The organism is Psychrobacillus sp. AK 1817, assembly GCF_008807035.1.
In the GTDB taxonomy this organism is placed as follows: Bacteria; Bacillota; Bacilli; order Bacillales_A; family Planococcaceae; genus Psychrobacillus; species Psychrobacillus faecigallinarum.
In genome coordinates this window covers 3,989,923-4,011,095 of the sequence record NZ_CP031739.1, presented here as the reverse complement: position 1 = coordinate 4,011,095, position 21,173 = coordinate 3,989,923, and the positions used below count along the sequence as shown (strand labels likewise).

Here is a 21,173-nt window from a genome sequence, read left to right as displayed (position 1 = left end):
AGAATGTAATTTATTTATTTGTTTTAGGACAGTAGCCGCATGCTCCTTGACCTGGTAAATCCATAGACATACAACAGCTTCTACGAATAGGCTGATTTACTAATACTGCTGGATTTCTACCTTGAGTGTATTCGTAGAATAGAGATTTAGTGGAGAATAATTTCCACACCTCTGGGTTCTCGAGTATTTCAATATCATCCATAGCTTGACCAGCGGTAGAAGGATCTTCTAAGAGCTTCTCATACTGATTAACAAGATGAACGAAAAAGCTTTCCCAAATGATTAGCGGTGAAATACTTGTTGTATTTCTTAACTGCTGTACTATTTCATATCCTTGCTTACTTAAAATCTTTCGGATGACCTCTTCTCTCTCTTCTTCCTTCACGTAACGAAAATCATTTGGATTGATGAACATAGCTATAGTATATGCACCATATTCCTTTGTAACATCGAAATGAAGCTCTGTGTGCTTGCCATCCCAAACCATGTCGTAAGCAGCCAGCATGTAAAATTGATTGGCAAAAAACATACCGTATCTTTTAGCAAAATGGGAAACAGCTGCTACTTGGTTTTTTGCTTCGGTAATCCCCTGCATCAACTTTGAAAAATCATCCTGGAAAAATTCCTTACTTAGTCGCTCTAATGTAAAAAGAGTTCGAAGCGGCTTAGACGTGTATATTCGATGTTCATTTAATATAAATTCTTGCTCAAACGTTATTGCTGGCATATTATCACCTATTCAAAATAATTTACTTAGTACCTCTATTTTAAAGGAAGGGCTAGCCATTGCAACATTTCGAGCCTAAACCAAAAAATAACTCTATACCGATTACCAAATCGGATAGGGATATTTTTATGCCTCTACAGATGTTTCACTTGAATTAGGCATTATTTTTGAGGTAATCATAGTTAATAAAACCGATATTATCACACCCCATAAAATTCCTATGGTAAGTGATACTATAGAGCCAGCTATGATACCGATCCTCGCTCCCCAAACGGAAACTTGACTATTACTTGTCCCCATCGTAAACTCTTGACCTTTCCTCTTTTTCCAAAGTAGCCCTACTATTAATACTGGAACAACTCCACCTCCCGCCATGGAATAGGCCATGGAAAATAAATCGATAATAGAGTCTGCCCAAATGGCTGTTCCAATAGTAAAAGCTCCAATAACAATGACCCCTATCCTCGTTAACCTTAAATAATAGGAATCTTCTTTTGGCTTCATATTTGGAATGACTAAGTCATTTACAATAACTACTGCAGCAGAATGTAGAAGTGAGGAGGCACTAGAGATGGCTGCCAAGAAAATCATGATGAAAAAGGCAAGAGCAGCTAATTGAGTCATTTCCTCAAGAATTAACCACGAGATTGCTTCGTCTGCTGCCAAATTTGGGTTTTGCAATTTCACAACCATACCTGCGATTGTGGCAAATATCGTGAAAATTATCGCGACTACTCCACTTATTAGCATTGCACGACTAGCCGCTTTAGGGTTTTTCGAAGCAAAACACCGCTGCCAATATACCTGTGCAGCTAATATTCCCAACGTACCCGTTACAAACAGAGAAATTACCTCCACAGCTGATAGATTCATTTGTGCTAACTCGATAGCTCCAACATTTTCTAAGCCACCCTTAAGTGTCGAATAACTAAAATCAACTTTATCGAATACTTGTATGTAAAACCAAACTGCAATTGCAATGAGTATCCCTCCCTGTATTAGATCGGTCCATACAACGGAATACATACCGCCAACAGCAGTGTAGATGATGAATACTGCAGAAAAAACTAAAATCATCAATAGCGGGTCGGCACCTGTGAAAGCTGAAAATAGCGCTCCCATCCCCATTGCCTGACCACTAACCCAAGCAATCATAATAGATGAAGTTAAAATAGCTATTAAACTACGAGAATACCTATCTCTTATTATTAAATCGTCCATCATTTCTGCTAACGTATTATATGTAAATTTTGCTGCAAATCCTGCAAATATTAGAGCGAACAAAATTTTTGCTCCTTGTTCGCCAATGACAAAGGGCACATTTGCTATTCCAATCTCATACCCCTTGGATGAATGTCCAACAAAATTTCCAACTCCCATAATAGTTGCGATATCTGTGAACAGTAATAGAAAAAAGGGTAATGTACCTCCAGCAATCGCGTAATGTGCAAAGCTAGTATCCGCTTTTTTCTTAAACAGGAATGACATTCCAATGAAGACTATAGATAACGTGATTGTAACTGTCCATGTCCAAAAAGCTAAACCCATCCAACCCCTCCATCTTTTTGTATTTGCAAACATTATTAATAAAATAAGTAAATTATTAAAAATTTGCTATTACTTTATTACCCCTGCTTAGATGGTATAAACCATAATAAAAGAACGAGATAATTTTTTCTTCCACTAGTGTTAAATTAATCCAACAAAAAAAGACTGCTAACACTCGATTTGAGTATGTAACAGTCTAAAACTAATATCATTTTTATTCACTCTTACTATGTGGAACATAAGTTACATTATCCAATTACAAAAACTTTATGGATACCATGCTAGTTTACTATCACTGTCTAACGGCTTGGATTGGATTTCCTTACTCAATGTATCGAACCATTTATTTAAAATCTCATCCTTAGGTAGCTTTGAATCCTTATCATCTTCCCAAATTATATGAGAAAACCACGCACCTGTTAGCCATTCAAATTGTAGCTCAGCATATGCAATGTTAGGATGCTCCGCTTGAGTAAAATTGTCATTTACAGCAGTGGCAACATTTGATGCTTGAGGTAGTAATTCGTTTTCAATTTTTTCTTTAATAGATTGACTGTCAAGTTGATCCCACATAACTAAACCGCCATCTATTTGATAAAAAATGTCGAAGGATGGTTGTTCACCTAAATCCACCAATACAAAGGCACGTTCTACAGTATTATTAGTTGCTTTAACCGTGTTTACAATAATATTCTGTGCCATTTCCACCCAATATTCCATTGCATCTTCTACAGTCGACTCTATGTAAAACTCAGATTCCAATTCAGAAACAGCTGTCTCTCCCTTATTAACATCTTCTATTTTCCTAAAAAGACGGTTAAAAAAACCCATTTTCTACACAACCTCCTTATTTTAATATTCATATTCATTTAATCTTAAAGAATATGTAATCTGCATCATTAATTTATAATGGTCCACCTTCAAAGCCAATCGGCCAACCATCTTTTTTCAATTTTACCTTATACTGAAATTCATGTGGACGTTCGCTATAAAAGGCTACTGTAAATCCTGAAAACAGATGATCATCAAAATTGATCATCCTTCCAAAGGATATGGTAGCTAGATAATAGTCTTCTATCTCATGAGTTGGAAAGAATATCTTCAAATAATTTAATGCACGGTTAATGTGCTGAGGCAACTGAGAGAATATTTCCCCTGCCAGTTCAATAAATTCTTCTGAAGGATCTTCTGTATCCCCTTGAACAAATATTTCTACCTCTTCCCACTCCCCAATATCTAGACTACAAAACCATTGCTTCGGAAGAAAATTATCTGCTTCACTTTGTGTTAAAGACTTCGAAAGAATAAGCTGTTTATTCAAAATTTCTTTTATGTTGGGTATTGCTTTTATTGGCTTGCTTGGTTTAAACGAATTCATACTATGACCTCTTTGTTTTTTCTAAATTTATTAAGCGATGATTATCATAAAACGGAAGGATAGTGCCTGCCATACATTACCTTAACTGATTATTAAATAACTATAGAGATAGAGAAGAAAATAACTAAAACAACGCAACAGGCCAGTGAAATAAAAAAGGGATGATTTAAATAATATTTTTTGATACCAGTGATCATTGCAGGGTTTAGTCACCTAATGAAGAAGGAGCAAGCTAACTCATCTTAATGTATTTCCTATGAAATTAATGCAGTAATTTAATTATAGAATCATTTACCCAATTATGGAAAGTGGAAATATGTCTAGAAAAACTAAAGAAAGGGTAAAGAATATTAGTTAAAGCAAACAGGAGGTAATTTTTTATGGAGAATCATGTTATTGGCGTATACGAAAACGAACAACAAGCAGCTGAAGTTGTTAAAGATTTAAAAGATAAAGGTTATACAACTGATGAAATTTCAATTATTGCTAAAAATACAAAGGAACTTTCTGAAATTACACAGGAAGTAAAACCCTCCACTAAAGATGGAGCCATTGCGGGAGCTTTAACTGGAGGAGCAATTGGCATAGCGGGAGTTATAGCAGGGTTATCTACAGTATTGATTCCCGGATTTGGCGCTGTGTTGGCTGCAGGTCCTATCATTACAACAATTGGAGGCGCAGTCGTAGGGGCCAACTCTGGTGCTGGTGGATTAAAACATGCTCTTATGGAAATCGGAGTCCCGGATGATGAAGCAGAGCGATATTCTAATGATGCTCAGGATGGAAAAGTCCTGGTATTTCTTCACCCCAAAAACCCACAAACGTAAGGGTCGATTGAATGGTCAGCTTAACTACTGTGTTAGTTTAAGTACATCACTGTTCCCCTTCACATAGCTATAAAAAGGAGCAGCACCAATTTAAGGGCTGCTCCTTTTTCTTTTATTCAATCATCCTCTTAGCTCTGCTCCTGCTTGTTCAGCAAGTGCTTTTAGAACTTTGTTGTGAGCATTGACTACTTCTTCGTCAGTCAGTGTTCGTTCCGGATCGAAGTATGTTAGAGAGAATGCAATTGATTTTTTGCCTGGTTCCATTTTTTCGCCTTCATATAAATCGAAGAGATGCACAGCCTTCAACAGTTTTCCGCCTGATTGCTGGATAATCGCTTGGAGCTCTCCAGCAGCTTTTTCACGTTCCACTACTAATGCAATATCCCGAGTAATAGATGGGAATTTAGAAACTGGTGCATAATATAATGTTTCTACTTCTTTATTTAATACTTTTACTAAATTCAATTCGAACACATACGTTTCTTTTAAGTCGCGGGCTTTTTGTTCTGCTGGGTGTAATTGTCCGATAATACCTATTTCTACACCTGCTAATTGAATGGATGCAGTTCTTCCTGGATGCATACCTTCAACAACTGTACGTTCAAATGTTAAATCCTCAGTGTGTCCAAGGAGATCCATCAAACCTTCCACAATTCCTTTAAGCACGAAGAAATCTACGCTCTTCTTCTCACCTTGCCAGCTATGCTCTACCCATTTACCAGCAATAACTCCTGCTAAATGCTCTTGCTCTTGAGGAAGACCAGATTCCGTTTCCCCTAAGAATACAGAGCCAATTTCATATAATGCAACTGTATCGGCTTGGCGAGCAGTGTTATACGTTACAGCTTCCAACAAATGTGGGATTAAGCTTTGACGTAACGTGCTGCGTTCCTCACTCATTGGCATTAATAATTCTGTCACTGGAGCAGATTCTAATGCAAACTTTTGAGCCATTTCTTTTGAAGTTAATGAATAAGTGATTGCTTGATAAAGTCCTGCACCTTCCATAAATCCTCGCACTTGGCGACGTTTTGCTTGGTAGGAAGTTAAACCACCAGGCTTCGATTCTTCCACTGGTAATGTCATTGGGATTTCATCATAGCCATACATACGAGCGATTTCTTCTACAATATCCTCTGGGATTTTAATGTCCTGGCGACGTGTCGGAGCTTTAATATACAAATATCCATTAGCTACTTGGAAATCAAACTTCAAACGAGTTAATATAGATGTCATATCTTCTAGAGAAATTTTCATTCCTAAGCGACTGTTGATGAAATCAGGAGATACGATTACCTCAGCAGGAGATTTATCTAACTTATCTACAACTACAGAACCAGCTAACACCTCTCCACCAGCAAGTTCTGCTAATAGGCTAGCTGCACGTTCAGCTGCTAAAACAACTCTGTTAGGATCGACACCTTTTTCATAGCGGGCACTCGCGTCACTACGTAAATTATGATCTTTAGAAGATTGGCGAACAGAACTTGCTGTAAAGTACGCAGACTCGATAACTACTGTTGTTGTACCATCATGAACCTCTGAATTAGCGCCACCCATAACTCCAGCAAGAGCAACTGGTTCTTTACCATTAGTAATAACTAAATGATTAGATTTAAGTGTACGCTCTTGATCATCAAGTGTAACAATTTTTTCTTCTTCATTTGCTAGGCGAACAACGATTTCCTTTGTAGCAAGGCGATCATAGTCAAATGCATGAAGTGGTTGGCCGTATTCCATTAACACGTAGTTTGTAATATCTACGACATTGTTATGAGGACGGACACCAGCTGCCATTAGACGATTTTGTAGCCATAGTGGTGACTCTTTTACTTGTACGTTTTTTACAACCTTCGCAATGTACAAAGGATTTTCTTCTATTGCATCCACACGAAGCTTTATATAGTCTTCTGCTTTTTCAATGCTTTCTGTATAGGCCGCTTCTGGGTATTTCATATCTTCAGAAAGAATTGCTCCTACTTCATAAGCTACTCCTAGCATACTTAGTGCGTCAGAACGGTTTGGTGTTAAACCTAGTTCTAACACTATATCGTCCAGGCCTAATAATGGAAGTGCGCTTTCACCTGGTACAGCTGTTTCAGGAAGAACATAAATCCCTTCTGCATATGCTTTTGAGACAAGGCGGCCTTCTATACCTAGCTCCTGAAGAGAACAGATCATACCGTTAGATACTTCTCCACGTAGCTTTGCTTTCTTAATCTTAATGCCACCTGGTAGCACTGCACCAGGACGAGCAACGATTACTTTCTGACCAGCGTCTACGTTAGGAGCACCACAAATGATTTGAGTGATTTCATCTCCTACATCTACCTGACAGATGTTTAACTTATCAGCTTCCGGATGTTTCACCTTTTCTTTTACATATCCAACTACAACATTTGTCATGCCTTGAGAGCGATCAATTACTGCATCTACCTCAATACCTGAGCGTGTGATTTTTTCTCCTAAATCCTTTGGATTCAATCCTTGTGTGTTTACATATTCTGATAACCATTTCGTCGATACTAACATGTCATTTCCTCCTTACACTTCTGTTCGGTGGAATTGCGATAAGAAACGCACATCATTTGTATAGAAATGACGAATATCTTCCACTCCATATTTCAACATTGCAATACGCTCTGGCCCCATACCAAATGCAAAACCAGAAAGCTTTTTAGAATCATAGCCAGCCATCTCAAGGACGTTAGGATGAACCATACCTGCTCCTAGTATTTCAATCCAGCCAGTCTTCTTACATACGTTACAGCCGCTACCTCCACACTTAAAGCAAGAGATATCCATCTCTACAGATGGTTCTGTGAATGGGAAGAAACTTGGACGCAAACGAATTTCGCGATCCTCTCCGAACATCTTCTTCGCGAATAAAGATAATGTACCTTTTAAATCACTCATACGGATATTCTCACCGATTACTAGACCTTCAATTTGAGTAAATTGGTGTGAATGTGTCGCATCATCATTATCACGACGATACACCTTACCAGGACAAATAATTTTAATCGGTTGACCTTCTTTTGCCTCCATTGTGCGCGCTTGCACTGGAGATGTATGCGTACGTAACAAAATATCCTCTGAAATGTAGAAGGAATCCTGCATATCACGAGCTGGATGACCTTTAGGTAAGTTTAAAGCTTCGAAATTATAGTAATCCTTTTCAACCTCAGGACCTTCTGCAATTTCATAGCCCATGCTTAAAAATAGATCTTCAATCTCCTCGACAACGCGAGTAAGTGGATGATGATTCCCGGTTTTCACTGGACGACCAGGTAAAGTTACATCAATAGATTCTTTCTCTAGCTGCTCTTGAATCGATTGCTCCTGTAATAAGGTCATACGGGCTTCTAATACATTAGTTACTTCCTCTCGTACTACATTGACAAGTGCCCCCATCTTCGGACGCTCCTCGGCTGGAAGTTTACCCATTCCCTTTAATAAATCCGTGATTGGGCCCTTTTTCCCTAAATATGCAACTCGCACGTCATTTAATTCTTTTGTGTTTTGTGAAGCTTCAATTTTTTGTAGAGCTTCTTCTTTCAACTGTTGAAGTTGTGCTTCCATTTTAAAAATCCCTCCTAATTGACAAAATAAAAAATCCTCGCCCCTATAAAAGGGACGAGGACTATTTTCGCGGTACCACCCTGATTATTGCACAAAAAAACGTGCAATCACTCAATTCGACTAACGGCTCTACACCGGCACACCTTTACAGTAAATACTGGTCCCGGTGGCAGCTAACGGGGTGAACTTCTATATGAAATCTCCATCTACGCTTCCAGTCAAGGCGTAAAATCCCTACATTCGAATTCTCATATATACTTTTCCCGATGACAGCTTTTCTTATTTATTAAATTATTATCTATTATACGGACTTTTAAACATTTCATCAAGGGCATTTATCTCAAAGTAAGTCCATAAAGAAGAATTCCCGTTGCCACTGCAACATTTAATGATTCTGCTTGACCAAACAAAGGGACAATAATATTTTGGTCGGTTTGTTCCAACAAATCCGCTTGAATACCGCTTCCTTCGTTTCCTACTATCAATGCAAACGCATCACTTTTCTCTACTTCATGGAACGGAGTAGAGTTTTCAAATGCTGTTCCATATACTTTTACATTTTTGTCTTTCAGCTGGTCCACCCAATAGCTTAATTCACCTTTTAAAATAGGTATATGAAAATGAGAGCCTTGTGCAGATCGTAGTGTTTTGGAATTATAAGCATCTGCTGATCCTTTGCCAAGAATGACTGCGTCTATTCCAGCAGCGTCGGCTGTACGAATCATCGTACCAATATTTCCAGGGTCTTGAACCGCATCAATCAATAACAGCCTTTTCCAACTTCCCTGTTCATCTAACTTAGCTGTACTTTGTTTACAATGTGCAAAAATCCCTTGAGTATGCTCTGTTTCGGCAAGCTCTTTTTTGATAACATCATTAATCTCAACGATTTCCAGATTATCAACGTCCCATGTTACAGGAATTTCACTAGTATCACTTAGCATAATAGTTAAAACATTTTCTTTTTGTTTAATTGCTTCCTCGACTAAATGATATCCTTCAATGATAAATTCTCCTGTTTTGTCTCGCTCTTTTCGAACACTAAGTAATTTCTTCCAATGTTTAACTAAGGAATTTTGTGGAGATTCAATTCGTTTCATGTTATGTACCGCCTTTTTCTTATATACCGCACAAAAAATAATACAGTATCTTTTCTTTTGTAAAAAAATTATATCACGTAAATCTATTACTTCATATTTATCTTCCACGAATTTATCAAAATCATGTATACGTGGCAAGACATTGGGAAAGATGAAGAAAAGGAGTGATAATAATGGATTTTCAAATTCGAGAAGCAATAGCAGCAAACCTAAAAGGAAATTCCGCTACAGATATTAAAGAAGTCGTGGAAGATGCGATTAACCGAGGAGAAGAACATTTACTACCTGGTCTTGGCGTAATTTTTGAAAAATGGTGGAAAACTGCTGATGAATCGAGCAAACAAGCAATGCTAAATAATGTTTCTACTGCATTTGCTCAATAAGTTTAAGTAATTGTTCAGACCGTAGACTTAGTCTACGGTCTATTTATTAATTCAATATTAGTTCCATGACCAGAGCTAGGCAATCTTTGGTCCATAGTGTCGTACCAAATTTTCACCTTATCCCCATCATGTATACTCTTTTATAATCTCTATCACTTCAATTTTTCCGTCTACTAACAGCTCAGGTAATTCACTTTTTACGTTTCCCTTCCAGTAATCTCTTGCTTGTTCAATTTTTCTTGAAAACGAGGCTCCATCCTCCTTTGGCAAAAGGCTAGCATCTCCCTCAAAGGATTTACCAAAAACTCTTAAGCTAACAAGTTGTAAAACCTGCCGATTATAGGAATTAAATATTTCCACCCATTTTAAAGCATCCTCGAAGTTTTTCGTCGCATATAAACAAGAAAGTCTAGAAGGGTAATCCGGGTATTCTTCTAATCTCACCATTTCTGCTACCGTTTCTCGTATTGCTCTAGTTGTTTGGTCAAAATATTGACGTCCTACTTCTGAATCCTCTTTAGTTAATTTCAACCCTTCATCCGTAAATTGGTTCTGAAAAATTTTTATAAAATCCTCACCTTTAGAATTTAAATGCTCTCTTTCAAAAAAGAACCTATACAAAGTATTCCTTTGATTCTTTTCAAAATTAATTATCTGTCCTACCTTCATCTTTTTCCTCGTAACAATATGATAAACAATTAGTCCATTTTCTATCATAATATTCTCCTTATTTAATAAAATATAAAACTAGTTATTTTAATTCACTAAACCGCTAAATAATTTAACTTTTGCGAAAATTATCCTTGATTTCTCCGATATACTGTATATAATTACTCTATGAGTTTGAATAATTAGAAAAGTTTCAAAAGATATTATATTTAAATTATAGCAAAGAGGCGAAGTGTATGAACATTATGGTGGAAAATATTGTAGAAGCATTGAGTGAACATCTAGAGCAAGACCAGATTTCCATCAATCAAACTATTAGAGAATTACATGGGAAGGATGAATCCTATCACTCTATAAGTTTACCAGACGTTGTCGTTTTCCCTAGAAGCGCAACAGACGTTAGTAATATTATGAAGACTGCTAGTAGACTTAAAGTTCCAGTAGTACCTTTTGGACGTGGAACAAGTTTAGAGGGTCACGTCATACCCTACGAAAATGGTATTACCATTGACTTTTCATTGATGGACAAAATTTTAGAGATAAGAGAAAACGATTTACTGGTGAAGGTCCAACCAGGTGTTACGAGAACGCAGCTTAACAAAGAATTAAAAAAATATGGCCTGTTCTTCTCTGTTGACCCTGGTGCAGATGCAACACTTGGGGGCATGGCTGCGACTAATGCTAGCGGAACTACCACCGTCAAATATGGAGTAATGAGAGATCAAGTAAGAGATTTAGAGGTAGTGCTTGCTGATGGAACAATCATGCATACAGGTAATTTGGCAGCTAAATCTGCTTCTGGTTTTCATTTGAACGGATTATTCGTTGGATCAGAGGGCACTTTAGGATGCTTTACAGAACTAACTTTAAAGGTGTATGGCATTCCTGAATTTACAACTGCTGCTAGAGCAACCTTTCCTACGGTCAAAAATGCTGTTGAAGCTGTAACTTCTATATTACAGGCGGGTATTCCCATCGCACGTGTAGAACTTGTGGATGAGAGCTCGATTCGTCAAGTTAATCATTTTAGTGAAACTGATTATGCTGAAAAGCCTACGTTGTTTTTAGAATTCCACGGCAATGAAGCTGGACTCACTCAAGATGTCGAGTTTACCCAAGAAATTGTAAAAGACTATGGCTGTGATGATATTCAATTTGAAACAGATAATACCGCACGAACAAAGCTTTGGGATGCTAGGCATAATTTAGCTTATGCTTATATTCACGGAAACGTCGGTAAGAAAATGATGGTTACAGATGTGTGTGTTCCTATTTCAGAATTGGCCGATGCGGTTATATTTGCTCGTCAGGAGCTCGATGCTATCGGATTAACAGGAGGACTTACTGGTCATGTCGGAGACGGAAATTTTCATGCTCTGCTCATGATTGATATGAATAATCCCGAGGAGGTACTGAAGGCACAGAACTATAATGAAAAGATTGTTCTATATGCTCTCGAACGAAAAGGAACTTGCACTGGTGAGCATGGGGTAGGTGTCGGAAAACAAAAGTATCAGGCGGCAGAACATGGCGAGGCTCTTCGAATTATGGAAAAAATTAAAGTTGCTCTCGATCCGCTAAATATTTTAAACCCAAATAAAATAGTAAAACTTGAAAGTGACGGTGGGTAATATGAAAATTTTAGAAAAAATCAGTAGCTTTGCCGGAAAGTATTTTGCCATTTGGGTTATTTTAATAGCAGTAATAGCTTTCTTAATACCAGAAGCATTCCTACCTTTTGGCGGCTATATAACTATCCTACTTGGAATAGTAATGTTTGGAATGGGACTTACGCTTAGAGCAGTTGATTTTAAACTGATCTTAACAAATCCCAAGCCAGTACTAATCGGTGTAGCAGCACAGTTTATAATCATGCCTTTAACTGCCTTTGCTATAGCTTACTTACTACAGTTACCTAGTGAACTGGCAGCTGGTTTGGTTTTACTTGGCTCTGTGCCAGGGGGAACTGCTTCTAACGTAATGGTTTACCTAGCAAAGGGAAATGTACCACTTTCAATTACGATGACTTCGTTCTCAACTCTCTTGGCGCCTTTAATGACACCGGTTCTTCTATTACTGTTAGCAGGCCAATGGATGCCGGTAAATGCCATGGACATGTTTATGTCTATTGTACAAGTAATTATTGTTCCAATCGTACTTGGATTACTCATAAAAAAATTACTACCAACAGCTGTAGAAAAAAGCGCCAATATTGTTCCATTGATCTCTGTATTAGCTATTATTATCATTGTTTCCGCAGTAGTTGCTGGTAATGTAGACAATATTGCTTCGGCTGGTCCATTAGTTTTTGTTGGGGTTTTCCTTCATAACGGAGCTGGGCTATTGCTTGGCTATTATACTGCAAAAATGATGAAGCTATCTAAATCAGATTGTCGTGCTATTTCCATAGAAGTTGGTATGCAAAACTCTGGTTTAGGAGTTGCACTAGCAACTGCACATTTAGGTCCACTAGCCGCTCTTCCAAGTGCCTTAGGAGCCGTTTGGCATAATATTTCAGGACCAATTATAGCAACTGTTTGGTCCAAGAGCGCAGGAAAACAAGATGAGGTTGAGGTTGAATCTATTCCTCTAGAAGGTAAGCCATCACAGATTTAAATATACAACTAAAAGAAGAGGCTGGAACAAAACCCACCTTAGACATTTAAGAGTCCCGAAAATTTACCGAATAGTAAATTTTCGAGACTCTTTTCTATTACATAGTCGGTGTTCTCCGCTACTGCGGACGCTTTCCCGGGGGCACGGGGCGAGCCTGTAGTCTCTCACACGCGCTTGTCTCCTAGGAGGTCCCGCCTTCACTCCGAACAACTTTAATTTTCTTTGATATCAAGTGAAAACTGTATATAATTTCAGATATAAAAAAGTATATCTTTAGTTAAATTTTTTTTCAAAACGAAATTCATTCAGAATGAAGTATCCTTATAGTTAGTTCCATCCTCTTTCTATTTAAGTTTTTTAACTCCAAAAATCATGTTATTTGCTCTTCTTCCAATATAATCGCTCTATATTTTGATTTCCCCAACTTTTTCCTTCACTAAAAGATATGTTTATTGCTCTGGGACTTCTATTTCATACTCTTCATACATGATAGGCTTTGGATATTGGAAAGTAACTATTTGAGCCTTTTCTAGTTCACTTACTTTAAAAACTTGTTTAAAGCTATTTCCTTCAATCCTTTGCGCGAATGGAGAATCCTCAAGCACTAAACTATTCCCCTGATCATCCTCTAGCCATAATGGATTTCTAGAAAGTCTATTATCGTAAATTGAGTCACTTTGTATATCAAAATAGACAGATATCTGCTCCTCATTCGACTGAATCTCTGTAACAAGAATATCTCCGAAATCCCCTTGACTTAATGTAAAAGGATATTTTTGTCCTTTTAAAGGTATGATGACCTTCTCTAGGGCAAATTTGTCCTCCAGCATATAAGGAATAACTCGAACCTTTTTAGTTCCTTGCTTCAGTGGGCTAAAGAGATAGCTTAATTGCGTAGTAACGATGCCGTTTTCAGTATCACCGTGACCATTTTTCCCTAATGGATCCAATATATTTCCACCATCATCAACTATAAAGAATTCTATATCATAAGGCTCTAAATTCGTTTCTTTCTCCTCTGACATAACATTTACGGCAAGATCTGTCCCAGCAGGACCAATTTTCAGAGAGCTTATTTTGACTTCTGCTGCATCAATCATCTTCACTACTTCAGGGCGTATCACAATTACTTCATTCGATTGTTTTACATTGTATTCGAACTTCCAAGTGCCAGGTATTAGGCCAACAGCATCTATCCTCATGCTAAGCTCAAATTCTTCTGGTAGCTCCTCTGTTGGATTTATTTCTATCATCCCTTTATACTTTTGTGGAGTTATAAATTTTCCAGATGAGCTAGAACTGAAATTTATTTCTTTTCCGTTTACCTCAATAGTTGGTCTTTCCAGCTCTCCTATAGCAAACAATGATTCTTGTGTGTAACCTAATACTAGTCTTGTTCCATCATAAAAAATTTCGTTTATTGTTAAAGTAATTCCACTATCCTTTGTAGACTGGTCGATAATTTGTGTTAAACCCTTCTGTCCAGCTATTTGTAAACCTTCGTCTTGTACATCATTAAAAAATGTACCAATTAGAGGTACCTGGGAAGCAATTTTGGCCATTGCAGGAGAAACACTAGCAGTTCCTATAAACACACTCAATGCGACTGCTGCTCCCACAGCACTATAGGACATTATCTTTATCACTGATCTTTTCTTTTTGACCGGTTGGACGGTGTTTTTTATGATTGTATCTAGTTTCTCCAGTGGCACATGTATTTTATCCATTTCCTTTTTTAAATCTGGCCATTGCTTACTCATTTACACAATCCTCCTTCAATGTGTCTCGTAAAATATTAATACCTCGATGTACATTTGTTTTCACAGTTCCCTCTGGATATTCTAATATTTCCGCTATTTGTTTGATGGAATAGTCCTGATAAAACCTTAGCACTAAAACTGTTTTATATTTTTCATCTAATTTCATGACAGCCTCCAATAAATCCATATCCTTCTCTGAAGAGACATAAGGATTTACTTTCCGCTCTATCGACTCTCGGTCCATCGGAACTACTCTATTTTTCTTTTTAATATGATCAAGTGAAGTATTTATAAGAATGCGAGTTATCCATGTTGAAAAGTATTCGTCCTCTTTTAAATTTTTGAGAGAAACGAAAGCTTTATAAACAGTTTCTTGAAAAACATCTAGGGCGTCTTCTTCATTTTTCATGTACATGAAAGCCATTTTATATAGCTTTACTTTTTCCTCATCAATTAGCTCCTGAAATGCTTTATGATTCCCCTTCTTTGCTTTTTGCACTTTCTTTATATCCGACAATTTAGTAATCCCCCTTTCTTTCTAACTGTTAGATAAAGCAAGGATGTAAAACGTTTCATTATTTTTCACTTTTATGTACGATTAATAATTTTTATTGGAAACTGTAATTCCATTATCTCTATTTTTATAAATGTAACATTCAGGAAGCGTTCCCGACTAATACTAAAAAAGAGGTAAGAAATGAAAAAGGAGTTCATGTTCATTTTTGTTTTTCTAATGTTACTGATAGGATGTCAAGAAGAGGGGTCTGTCATTCAATCACAGCTACCATCGGTGCCAGATTATACACCTAGTTCAGAGGACATAGTTGATACACATGGAGACTTGCAGAATTTTAATAGATTTGAGGAGTTTCTAAGCAACTTGAATAATGAACAAAAAGACAATATTCGTATAGTTACTTATACCACAGAAGGAGACCCCATACTTCGTGATCTAGCATACGATGGAAAAGTTATTATCTCTAAATTAGATACAAGAAGAGATCATTTTGGTGCAGGTAGCTTGAAGACAACATCTTGTACCTCCTTAGTCACTGTCCAATCCAAAACGAGAACGGATTACGAGTTAGAAGGCTGCCAGGAGGAGTATGACAAGAACGTACTGGTCATCCATCACTAACAAATGGTCCTCTCTATATTTGTATCATTAAAATGAAGAAAAATAATAAAGAGTGACTCGGCGTCTCCCGAATCACTCTTCCTATGTAGCGATGAAGTCATCCTTCTAGATAAGCGACATCGCATATATATAAACTGTAGGACACACCCTGTCGTTACAGTTTATTCAATACTTTTAAGCCATTAACGAAGCAAGTACGGCTTTTTGTGCATGCAAGCGATTTTCTGCCTGTTGGAAGATATATGAGTTCGGTCCATCTATGACAGATGTGGCAACCTCCTCTTCTCGGTGGGCTGGTAAGCAATGGAGAAATATATAATCTGGCTTTGCATTGGCTACAAGCTTATCATTAATCTGATATTCCTTAAATTCCTCTAAGCGCTTAGCAGCTTCTTCCTCCTGTCCCATAGAAGTCCATACATCTGTATACACTACATCTGCATTCACTACTGCTTCTATGGGATCATTACATACAAATAATGAGCCTTCATTATCCAATGCAATAGCCTTGGCCTTTTCCATAATTTCTTTATTCGGTTCATAGCCTATCGGTGTTGCAACTGCTATATGCATACCCATGTATGCTGCCGCTATAACTAAGGAATGTGCTACATTGTTTCCGTCTCCAACATATGCTATCTTTAGTCCCTTCGTATAGCCCTTTACTTCCTGCACAGTAAGTATATCCGCTAATGCCTGGCAGGGATGATAAAGATCTGTCAATCCATTAATCACTGGAATACTCGCATGCTCGGCTAGCTCTCTTACCATTGCATGTGAATTGGCACGAATCATAATGCCATCTAAATAACCAGATAAAACATGAGCAGTATCATATACAGATTCTCCTCGCCCAATTTGTAAATCACGTGCATTCATGAACATACCATTACCGCCTAATTGCTTCATTCCTACTTCAAAAGAAATTCTTGTACGAGTAGAATGCTTTTCAAAAATCATCCCAAGTGTTTTACCTTCTAACAGCGGCGGGCATTTCCCTGCTTTCGTCAACGATTTTAAATTTGTGGCAAGCTCTAGCAATTCACTCACTTCCTCTTTTGAGTAATCCAAGAGAGTTAAAAGGTCTTTTCCTTTTAAGCTATCAACCATTTTCAGATTTACCCATTCCAATAGTTTCATAAATTTAATCCCCTTCTTTTCCGTATCCTTCTGTATTTTTTATTATAAATATGAATATTTATAAAGTCAAGTGGATTTATATACATTTATTTATACATAAAAAAGACTAATGAGGAATACTATTGCAACCTTCATTAGTCTTTTATAATTAGTTAAAAGTAATATTATTTACTGTATCATGGTCTAGCTTTTTAATAACTTCCACAATTAGCTTAACTGTATTCTCATAATCATCTCTATGCAGAATTCCTGCATGTGAATGAATATAACGAGTAGCAACTCCAATCGATAAACATGGTACCCCGTTTAATGAGATGTGCATGGATCCCGCATCTGTTCCACCGCCAGCAATTGTTTCGAATTGGTATGGGATATTATTTTCTTCGGCAGTATCCACTACAAAATCACGTAAGCCTTTATGTGAAACCATAGAAGCATCGAATAGAACGATTTGTGGGCCGTCTCCCATTTTACTTGTAGATTCTTTAGGTGAAATTCCAGGAGTGTCACCAGCGATACCCACATCAACTGCAAAGCCGATATCAGGGTTAATTTTTGCTGTAGACGTTTTAGCTCCACGAAGACCTACTTCTTCTTGGACGTTCCCGACACCATAAACGATATTAGGATGAGCTTGACCTTGTAAATTTTTTAAGACATCAATAGCAATGGCACAGCCAATACGGTTATCCCATGCTTTTGCAAGTAATAGTTTTTCATTGTTCATAACAGAAAACTCAAAATATGGAACGACCATATCTCCTGGCATTACTCCCCATGACATTGCTTCTTCTTTAGAGGATGCACCAATATCAATGAACATTTCTTTAATATCAACTGGTTTTTTACGAGCCTCTGGGCTTAGAATATGCGGTGGTTTCGAACCAATAACACCTGTAATTGTTTCTCCCTTACGTGTAACAATCGTAACACGTTGAGCTAGCATTACTTGTGACCACCAGCCTCCTACTGTTTGAAAGCTTAAAAAGCCTTTATCATCAATCTTAGATATCATAAAGCCTACTTCATCTAAATGACCAGCGACCATAATTTTTGGGCCATTGGCATCACCAACTTTTTCAGCAATCAAGCTTCCAAGATTGTCATATTCAATTTTGTCTGCATAAGGAGCGATATACTTCTCCATCACTTGACGTGGCTCACGCTCATTACCTGGTATTCCTTTTGCGTCGGTCAAATCTTTAAGCATTGTTAATGTTTCATCTAATTTCGTCATTATTTCGACCTCCTAAATATACTCATCAACTAATTATATGACAAATTGAATGCATATTCAAAATATTTATTAAAGAATCTTCAAGTTTTCTAGTGATAAAATAACTAGTCTGCACCAGCGCCTCCTCCACCGTCACCAGAGCTACCTCCACCATCAGAGGATGAAGTTGAGGAACCTGAGGAACCATCACCAGAAAATAGGGAACCCTTAGTCCATCTCCATGAATCCATTACATAATTCATAGGATCTGTTTCTACTAATAACAAACCTGCCAATGGAACTGTGGCCATTTCAAGAGGGAAAGTTTGTTGTCTTCTTTTAAACAAATACGCTCGAATAGCCCAGCTTTCTTCAGAATATAAAGGAACATTCTCTTTTTTACGCTTTCTCAGTGCTCTTTTAAAAGTTCTTATAGAATCTTTCGCTCTGACCGCATTCATAGATAAAATATTCCTTGGAACAGCAATATATAAAACAATGAAAGCAACCAATAAATTAAAGGTTTGATTGAACAGTTGTTCATCTACCAGTTGTGCGCTTGCAAAAAACATGAATGCTATATATAAAAATAGCCATAGTTTAGACTTTTTCTTTACCCATAGTATTACAATATACACCAAGGAAACACCTATAATCCATGCTATCCCCCAACTGCTTCTTAAGTCTACAAAATAGGCAATAGAGAATAGTATACCCAGTATAATGGTCGCCATACTTAAAATAGTAAGTGGTATCTTATCATTAAAAGCTCCAGCTTCTTTCATCTCGGATTCAACTGCCGATTCCCATTTTTTTTGCTTTTCTTTAAAATCTCTTTTTCGATGAACAAAATAGTCATTTTGACTTTTCTCTTCTCTAGCCGCGCCAGCTATATCATGCAAATTAAATTTTGATTTAATCGATCCTTTTCTTGATGAGAATAACCAATTTATCATTATATTTTCAAAATCAGCCTTAGCGATGCTTCGATCGACCAACTGAAACTCAAGTGTCTCTTTTGGTGATTTGGGATCATTCTTGAAACGTACCGCTGCCTTTCCTTTCATAACTTTTAATGCTCCATTTTCTACTAATGAAAATAAACCTGCCAAAAAGCTTTTTCGACTGGTGTTACCTACGGAGTCCACAAAAAAAAGATATAAAACATCCGTATCTAGGATATCTCTTTCAGATCCCCTTCTCCAAAAATGTCTCTGTGGCAATAAGATTATGAATAATAATGCAGTCACTAGCAACCCAATAATTATTTTGGGAATGAGATTCTTTATTTCTCCCATCCCCTCTAATCGATTGTACGTCTCGTCAAATGTTTGTTGTTCTATAGCAAAAGCATCACTTAACGTTTGAGATGACTTAATCTTCGACATCCCTGTAATCACTGAAGATGGAAAGTAAAAACTAGTCTTGGTTGTAGAATACGCCTCTGATTTAGGAGTCACAAACCTAACCCCATATTGATTTTTCTCACGTTTTACCGCATGCCGATCAAACATAATACCATCAAAACGATCAGGATTCATTGGTTGCGGAAGGATAAAATCAATTGTAACATTCTCATAGGTTTGATCATGAGCGTTCCCATCAAAGTAAGTCACTTTTAGCTCGCTATAATTTTCATAAGACTTTACTGCATCCTTTAGTGTATAAGCATAAAAAAAGGATACCTTTTCATTGGATTTATCAATAATCGTACGAAAATAGTCATTTTCATAGGATACACTTAATGGAATCATCGATTCTTCTCCTACAAAACCTGGCTCCATATCTAGACTTTTAAGCTCATAGGAATAGAAATTTACTACCCTATCATCGTATGTATCAGGAAATTCTCTATATAGGTTGGTAAAGGCACCATCAAAATTATAAGTAAATACCTCATTAACTAATAAATCGCCGTTTGGTTGTATCCAAGATTTAATGTGTACTTTGTCAATGCTGAATGATTTTGCTTCTGCCACCGAACCAAAGGAAAGAAAAGCGATCACTAAAGATACCAAGAAATATAATAACTTTTTCATAAAGCACCTCCCATACCAATATTATCAAGATACATATCGTACGGAAAATACTTAAAAAAGTTTCACATTTAAAACTTAATAGCCATTTTTCTGTCTTTCATAATTGGTTTCATTTTTGGATATATAGGCATTCAGCACTTCTTCACTGGAGAAACCAAGTTTTTCTGCTATAGCCCCATACATAATCCATACTTTTTCATATCGATTTTCTGATGGATTAGTAAGAAAATCTAATATAGCTGAATTTGTCATAAGAAAAATCTCAGTTATTTCTTGTTTCAGATTAGATTGTGGCCAAACCTCTAGATAATCCAGTTTTTTTTCTATACCTAATGATAATAAAAAATGAATAGAATCTACGTATTCTTCTAAGATTACCTCTCTCTCAGACGCTCCTTTATTGCTCCAAAATTTAAAGCATCTTGTTTCATTAGCCAATTCTGCTAATTCTACGATTAATGCTAAACCTTTTCTTTGAAATACATCCTCATTTACTTTCATATTTGTTTCAATATAGCTGTCTAATTCTCGTTGCATTTTAAAAAGTTTTTGTAAATTCATATTTTCCTCCAAAAAATTTAATTTATTTTGAAACCAAACTACTTCTTATATCGTATAGCAATTATCATGTATTTTACAAGGAGGACATTTTAATGGTCCATATTTTAAGATTACTAATAATTGCATTAATAATATATTTATTTTATAAAATTTTGCGATACTTATTTGATCCTAAACGAAAGCTAGACGAAGCCTATGAAAAAGATCAGTATTATTACTATGATGATATTAAAAACGTTCGTAAAAACTTCTTTATCACTTACAAGGGCGCAATGTTTGAAGGTGAAAAATATCTTGGTACTACCGAACAGGCTTTTGAGGTAGTATCTATTTTCATTTGGATTAAAGATCCTTCTAAGCTTCAAGGATTCACAAAAGAGGATTTCTATTTCCTCCAAAAAGAAATACTAATGAATTACCCTGACGCTACAATTAATTGGAAGAGTCCAATCGAGCAGCTGATGAAGGAAGAGTAATAATTATAAGGAA

At 36.8% G+C, this 21,173-nt stretch carries 20 protein-coding genes and 1 other annotated feature; of the genes, 6 read left to right on the top strand and 14 right to left on the bottom strand.

The window, feature by feature from the left end; genetic code table 11:
* Positions 1 to 10: 10 nt before the first annotated feature.
* From D0S48_RS20070 to D0S48_RS20055, 4 genes are all read right to left on the bottom strand, one after another.
* On the bottom strand, positions 11 to 727 hold the full coding sequence (locus D0S48_RS20070) for a Fe-S oxidoreductase (RefSeq protein WP_144535496.1): 717 nt from the start codon (positions 725 to 727) through the stop codon (positions 11 to 13).
* Between the two features lie 126 nt (positions 728 to 853).
* Complete coding sequence (locus tag D0S48_RS20065; protein ID WP_144535494.1) at positions 854 to 2,275, bottom strand: sodium:solute symporter family protein; 1,422 nt, start codon at positions 2,273 to 2,275, stop codon at positions 854 to 856.
* Positions 2,276 to 2,542: 267 nt separating this feature from the next.
* On the bottom strand, positions 2,543 to 3,106 hold the full coding sequence (locus D0S48_RS20060) for a hypothetical protein (protein WP_151113585.1): 564 nt from the start codon (positions 3,104 to 3,106) through the stop codon (positions 2,543 to 2,545).
* 73 nt (positions 3,107 to 3,179) lie between these two features.
* A complete protein-coding gene (locus D0S48_RS20055; RefSeq protein WP_144535490.1) occupies positions 3,180 to 3,653 on the bottom strand; it encodes a hypothetical protein in 474 nt (157 codons plus the stop codon).
* Between the two features lie 380 nt (positions 3,654 to 4,033).
* Between D0S48_RS20055 and D0S48_RS20050 the strand changes: the two genes are divergently transcribed.
* Positions 4,034 to 4,480 (top strand): YflT domain-containing protein, encoded by a 447-nt coding sequence (locus D0S48_RS20050; protein WP_144535488.1) that lies wholly within the window; start codon positions 4,034 to 4,036, stop codon positions 4,478 to 4,480.
* A gap of 120 nt (positions 4,481 to 4,600) precedes the next feature.
* Here the strand turns inward: D0S48_RS20050 and pheT are convergent, their stop codons facing one another.
* The 3 genes from pheT to D0S48_RS20035 form a co-directional block, all read right to left on the bottom strand.
* Positions 4,601 to 7,012 carry a phenylalanine--tRNA ligase subunit beta gene (pheT, locus tag D0S48_RS20045; protein ID WP_151113583.1) on the bottom strand — a complete coding sequence of 804 codons (2,412 nt, stop codon included), beginning with the start codon at positions 7,010 to 7,012 and terminating at the stop codon, positions 4,601 to 4,603.
* 12 nt (positions 7,013 to 7,024) lie between these two features.
* Positions 7,025 to 8,062 carry a phenylalanine--tRNA ligase subunit alpha gene (gene pheS, locus D0S48_RS20040; protein WP_144535483.1) on the bottom strand — a complete coding sequence of 346 codons (1,038 nt, stop codon included), beginning with the start codon at positions 8,060 to 8,062 and terminating at the stop codon, positions 7,025 to 7,027.
* A gap of 47 nt (positions 8,063 to 8,109) precedes the next feature.
* Positions 8,110 to 8,342 (bottom strand) — a binding site (T-box leader).
* 55 nt (positions 8,343 to 8,397) lie between these two features.
* Positions 8,398 to 9,162, bottom strand: a complete 765-nt coding sequence (locus D0S48_RS20035; protein WP_144535481.1) for a TrmH family RNA methyltransferase — start codon at positions 9,160 to 9,162, stop codon at positions 8,398 to 8,400.
* Between the two features lie 173 nt (positions 9,163 to 9,335).
* Here D0S48_RS20035 and sspI point away from each other — a divergent pair, with 173 nt between their 5' ends.
* The gene (sspI, locus tag D0S48_RS20030) at positions 9,336 to 9,545 is read left to right on the top strand and encodes a small acid-soluble spore protein SspI (RefSeq protein WP_144535479.1); all 210 of its coding nucleotides are present in this window, start codon (positions 9,336 to 9,338) and stop codon (positions 9,543 to 9,545) included.
* A gap of 126 nt (positions 9,546 to 9,671) precedes the next feature.
* Here sspI and D0S48_RS20025 read toward each other — a convergent pair whose 3' ends face one another.
* On the bottom strand, positions 9,672 to 10,262 hold the full coding sequence (locus tag D0S48_RS20025) for a DUF2441 domain-containing protein (protein WP_144535477.1): 591 nt from the start codon (positions 10,260 to 10,262) through the stop codon (positions 9,672 to 9,674).
* 188 nt (positions 10,263 to 10,450) lie between these two features.
* Between D0S48_RS20025 and D0S48_RS20020 the strand changes: the two genes are divergently transcribed.
* Together D0S48_RS20020 and D0S48_RS20015 are read left to right on the top strand one after the other, a co-directional pair.
* Positions 10,451 to 11,845 (top strand): FAD-binding oxidoreductase, encoded by a 1,395-nt coding sequence (locus D0S48_RS20020; RefSeq protein WP_151113581.1) that lies wholly within the window; start codon positions 10,451 to 10,453, stop codon positions 11,843 to 11,845.
* A 1-nt stretch (position 11,846) separates the two neighbouring features.
* A complete protein-coding gene (locus D0S48_RS20015) occupies positions 11,847 to 12,830 on the top strand; it encodes a bile acid:sodium symporter family protein (RefSeq protein WP_151113578.1) in 984 nt (327 codons plus the stop codon).
* A 449-nt stretch (positions 12,831 to 13,279) separates the two neighbouring features.
* Here the strand turns inward: D0S48_RS20015 and D0S48_RS20010 are convergent, their stop codons facing one another.
* The gene (locus D0S48_RS20010) at positions 13,280 to 14,590 is read right to left on the bottom strand and encodes a DUF4179 domain-containing protein (RefSeq protein WP_151113576.1); all 1,311 of its coding nucleotides are present in this window, start codon (positions 14,588 to 14,590) and stop codon (positions 13,280 to 13,282) included.
* Positions 14,583 to 15,107: a sigma-70 family RNA polymerase sigma factor gene (locus D0S48_RS20005; protein ID WP_144535471.1), complete on the bottom strand. Its 525-nt coding sequence runs from the start codon at positions 15,105 to 15,107 to the stop codon at positions 14,583 to 14,585. The genes D0S48_RS20010 and D0S48_RS20005 overlap by 8 nt, the downstream gene beginning before the upstream one ends.
* Before the next feature lie 180 nt (positions 15,108 to 15,287).
* Here D0S48_RS20005 and D0S48_RS20000 point away from each other — a divergent pair, with 180 nt between their 5' ends.
* Positions 15,288 to 15,728 carry a DUF4362 domain-containing protein gene (locus tag D0S48_RS20000; RefSeq protein WP_144535469.1) on the top strand — a complete coding sequence of 147 codons (441 nt, stop codon included), beginning with the start codon at positions 15,288 to 15,290 and terminating at the stop codon, positions 15,726 to 15,728.
* A 174-nt stretch (positions 15,729 to 15,902) separates the two neighbouring features.
* Here D0S48_RS20000 and argF read toward each other — a convergent pair whose 3' ends face one another.
* The 4 genes from argF to D0S48_RS19980 form a co-directional block, all read right to left on the bottom strand.
* Complete coding sequence (gene argF, locus D0S48_RS19995; RefSeq protein WP_144535467.1) at positions 15,903 to 16,868, bottom strand: ornithine carbamoyltransferase; 966 nt, start codon at positions 16,866 to 16,868, stop codon at positions 15,903 to 15,905.
* A 148-nt stretch (positions 16,869 to 17,016) separates the two neighbouring features.
* On the bottom strand, positions 17,017 to 18,105 hold the full coding sequence (locus D0S48_RS19990) for a M42 family metallopeptidase (RefSeq protein WP_144535465.1): 1,089 nt from the start codon (positions 18,103 to 18,105) through the stop codon (positions 17,017 to 17,019).
* A gap of 104 nt (positions 18,106 to 18,209) precedes the next feature.
* The gene (locus D0S48_RS19985) at positions 18,210 to 20,123 is read right to left on the bottom strand and encodes a DUF2207 domain-containing protein (protein ID WP_144535463.1); all 1,914 of its coding nucleotides are present in this window, start codon (positions 20,121 to 20,123) and stop codon (positions 18,210 to 18,212) included.
* 75 nt (positions 20,124 to 20,198) lie between these two features.
* Positions 20,199 to 20,684, bottom strand: a complete 486-nt coding sequence (locus D0S48_RS19980) for a dUTP diphosphatase (protein ID WP_144535461.1) — start codon at positions 20,682 to 20,684, stop codon at positions 20,199 to 20,201.
* Positions 20,685 to 20,776: 92 nt separating this feature from the next.
* On the opposite strand from D0S48_RS19980, the gene D0S48_RS19975 reads away from it, so the two are divergent.
* Positions 20,777 to 21,160, top strand: a complete 384-nt coding sequence (locus D0S48_RS19975) for a sigma-w pathway protein ysdB (RefSeq protein WP_144535459.1) — start codon at positions 20,777 to 20,779, stop codon at positions 21,158 to 21,160.
* Positions 21,161 to 21,173: the final 13 nt, after the last annotated feature.

What these genes read in the sequence shown, in the direction of transcription:
- D0S48_RS20070 (WP_144535496.1), bottom strand. Translation starts at nt 727, where the DNA reads ATGCCAGCAATAACGTTTGAGCAAGAATTTATATTAAATGAACATCGA.
- D0S48_RS20065 (WP_144535494.1), bottom strand. Translation starts at nt 2,275, where the DNA reads ATGGGTTTAGCTTTTTGGACATGGACAGTTACAATCACGTTATCTATA.
- D0S48_RS20060 (WP_151113585.1), bottom strand. Translation starts at nt 3,106, where the DNA reads ATGGGTTTTTTTAACCGTCTTTTTAGGAAAATAGAAGATGTTAATAAG.
- D0S48_RS20055 (WP_144535490.1), bottom strand. Translation starts at nt 3,653, where the DNA reads ATGAATTCGTTTAAACCAAGCAAGCCAATAAAAGCAATACCCAACATA.
- D0S48_RS20050 (WP_144535488.1), top strand. Translation starts at nt 4,034, where the DNA reads ATGGAGAATCATGTTATTGGCGTATACGAAAACGAACAACAAGCAGCT.
- pheT (WP_151113583.1), bottom strand. Translation starts at nt 7,012, where the DNA reads ATGTTAGTATCGACGAAATGGTTATCAGAATATGTAAACACACAAGGA.
- pheS (WP_144535483.1), bottom strand. Translation starts at nt 8,062, where the DNA reads ATGGAAGCACAACTTCAACAGTTGAAAGAAGAAGCTCTACAAAAAATT.
- D0S48_RS20035 (WP_144535481.1), bottom strand. Translation starts at nt 9,162, where the DNA reads ATGAAACGAATTGAATCTCCACAAAATTCCTTAGTTAAACATTGGAAG.
- sspI (WP_144535479.1), top strand. Translation starts at nt 9,336, where the DNA reads ATGGATTTTCAAATTCGAGAAGCAATAGCAGCAAACCTAAAAGGAAAT.
- D0S48_RS20025 (WP_144535477.1), bottom strand. Translation starts at nt 10,262, where the DNA reads ATGATAGAAAATGGACTAATTGTTTATCATATTGTTACGAGGAAAAAG.
- D0S48_RS20020 (WP_151113581.1), top strand. Translation starts at nt 10,451, where the DNA reads ATGAACATTATGGTGGAAAATATTGTAGAAGCATTGAGTGAACATCTA.
- D0S48_RS20015 (WP_151113578.1), top strand. Translation starts at nt 11,847, where the DNA reads ATGAAAATTTTAGAAAAAATCAGTAGCTTTGCCGGAAAGTATTTTGCC.
- D0S48_RS20010 (WP_151113576.1), bottom strand. Translation starts at nt 14,590, where the DNA reads ATGAGTAAGCAATGGCCAGATTTAAAAAAGGAAATGGATAAAATACAT.
- D0S48_RS20000 (WP_144535469.1), top strand. Translation starts at nt 15,288, where the DNA reads ATGAAAAAGGAGTTCATGTTCATTTTTGTTTTTCTAATGTTACTGATA.
- argF (WP_144535467.1), bottom strand. Translation starts at nt 16,868, where the DNA reads ATGAAACTATTGGAATGGGTAAATCTGAAAATGGTTGATAGCTTAAAA.
- D0S48_RS19990 (WP_144535465.1), bottom strand. Translation starts at nt 18,105, where the DNA reads ATGACGAAATTAGATGAAACATTAACAATGCTTAAAGATTTGACCGAC.
- D0S48_RS19985 (WP_144535463.1), bottom strand. Translation starts at nt 20,123, where the DNA reads ATGAAAAAGTTATTATATTTCTTGGTATCTTTAGTGATCGCTTTTCTT.
- D0S48_RS19980 (WP_144535461.1), bottom strand. Translation starts at nt 20,684, where the DNA reads ATGAATTTACAAAAACTTTTTAAAATGCAACGAGAATTAGACAGCTAT.
- D0S48_RS19975 (WP_144535459.1), top strand. Translation starts at nt 20,777, where the DNA reads ATGGTCCATATTTTAAGATTACTAATAATTGCATTAATAATATATTTA.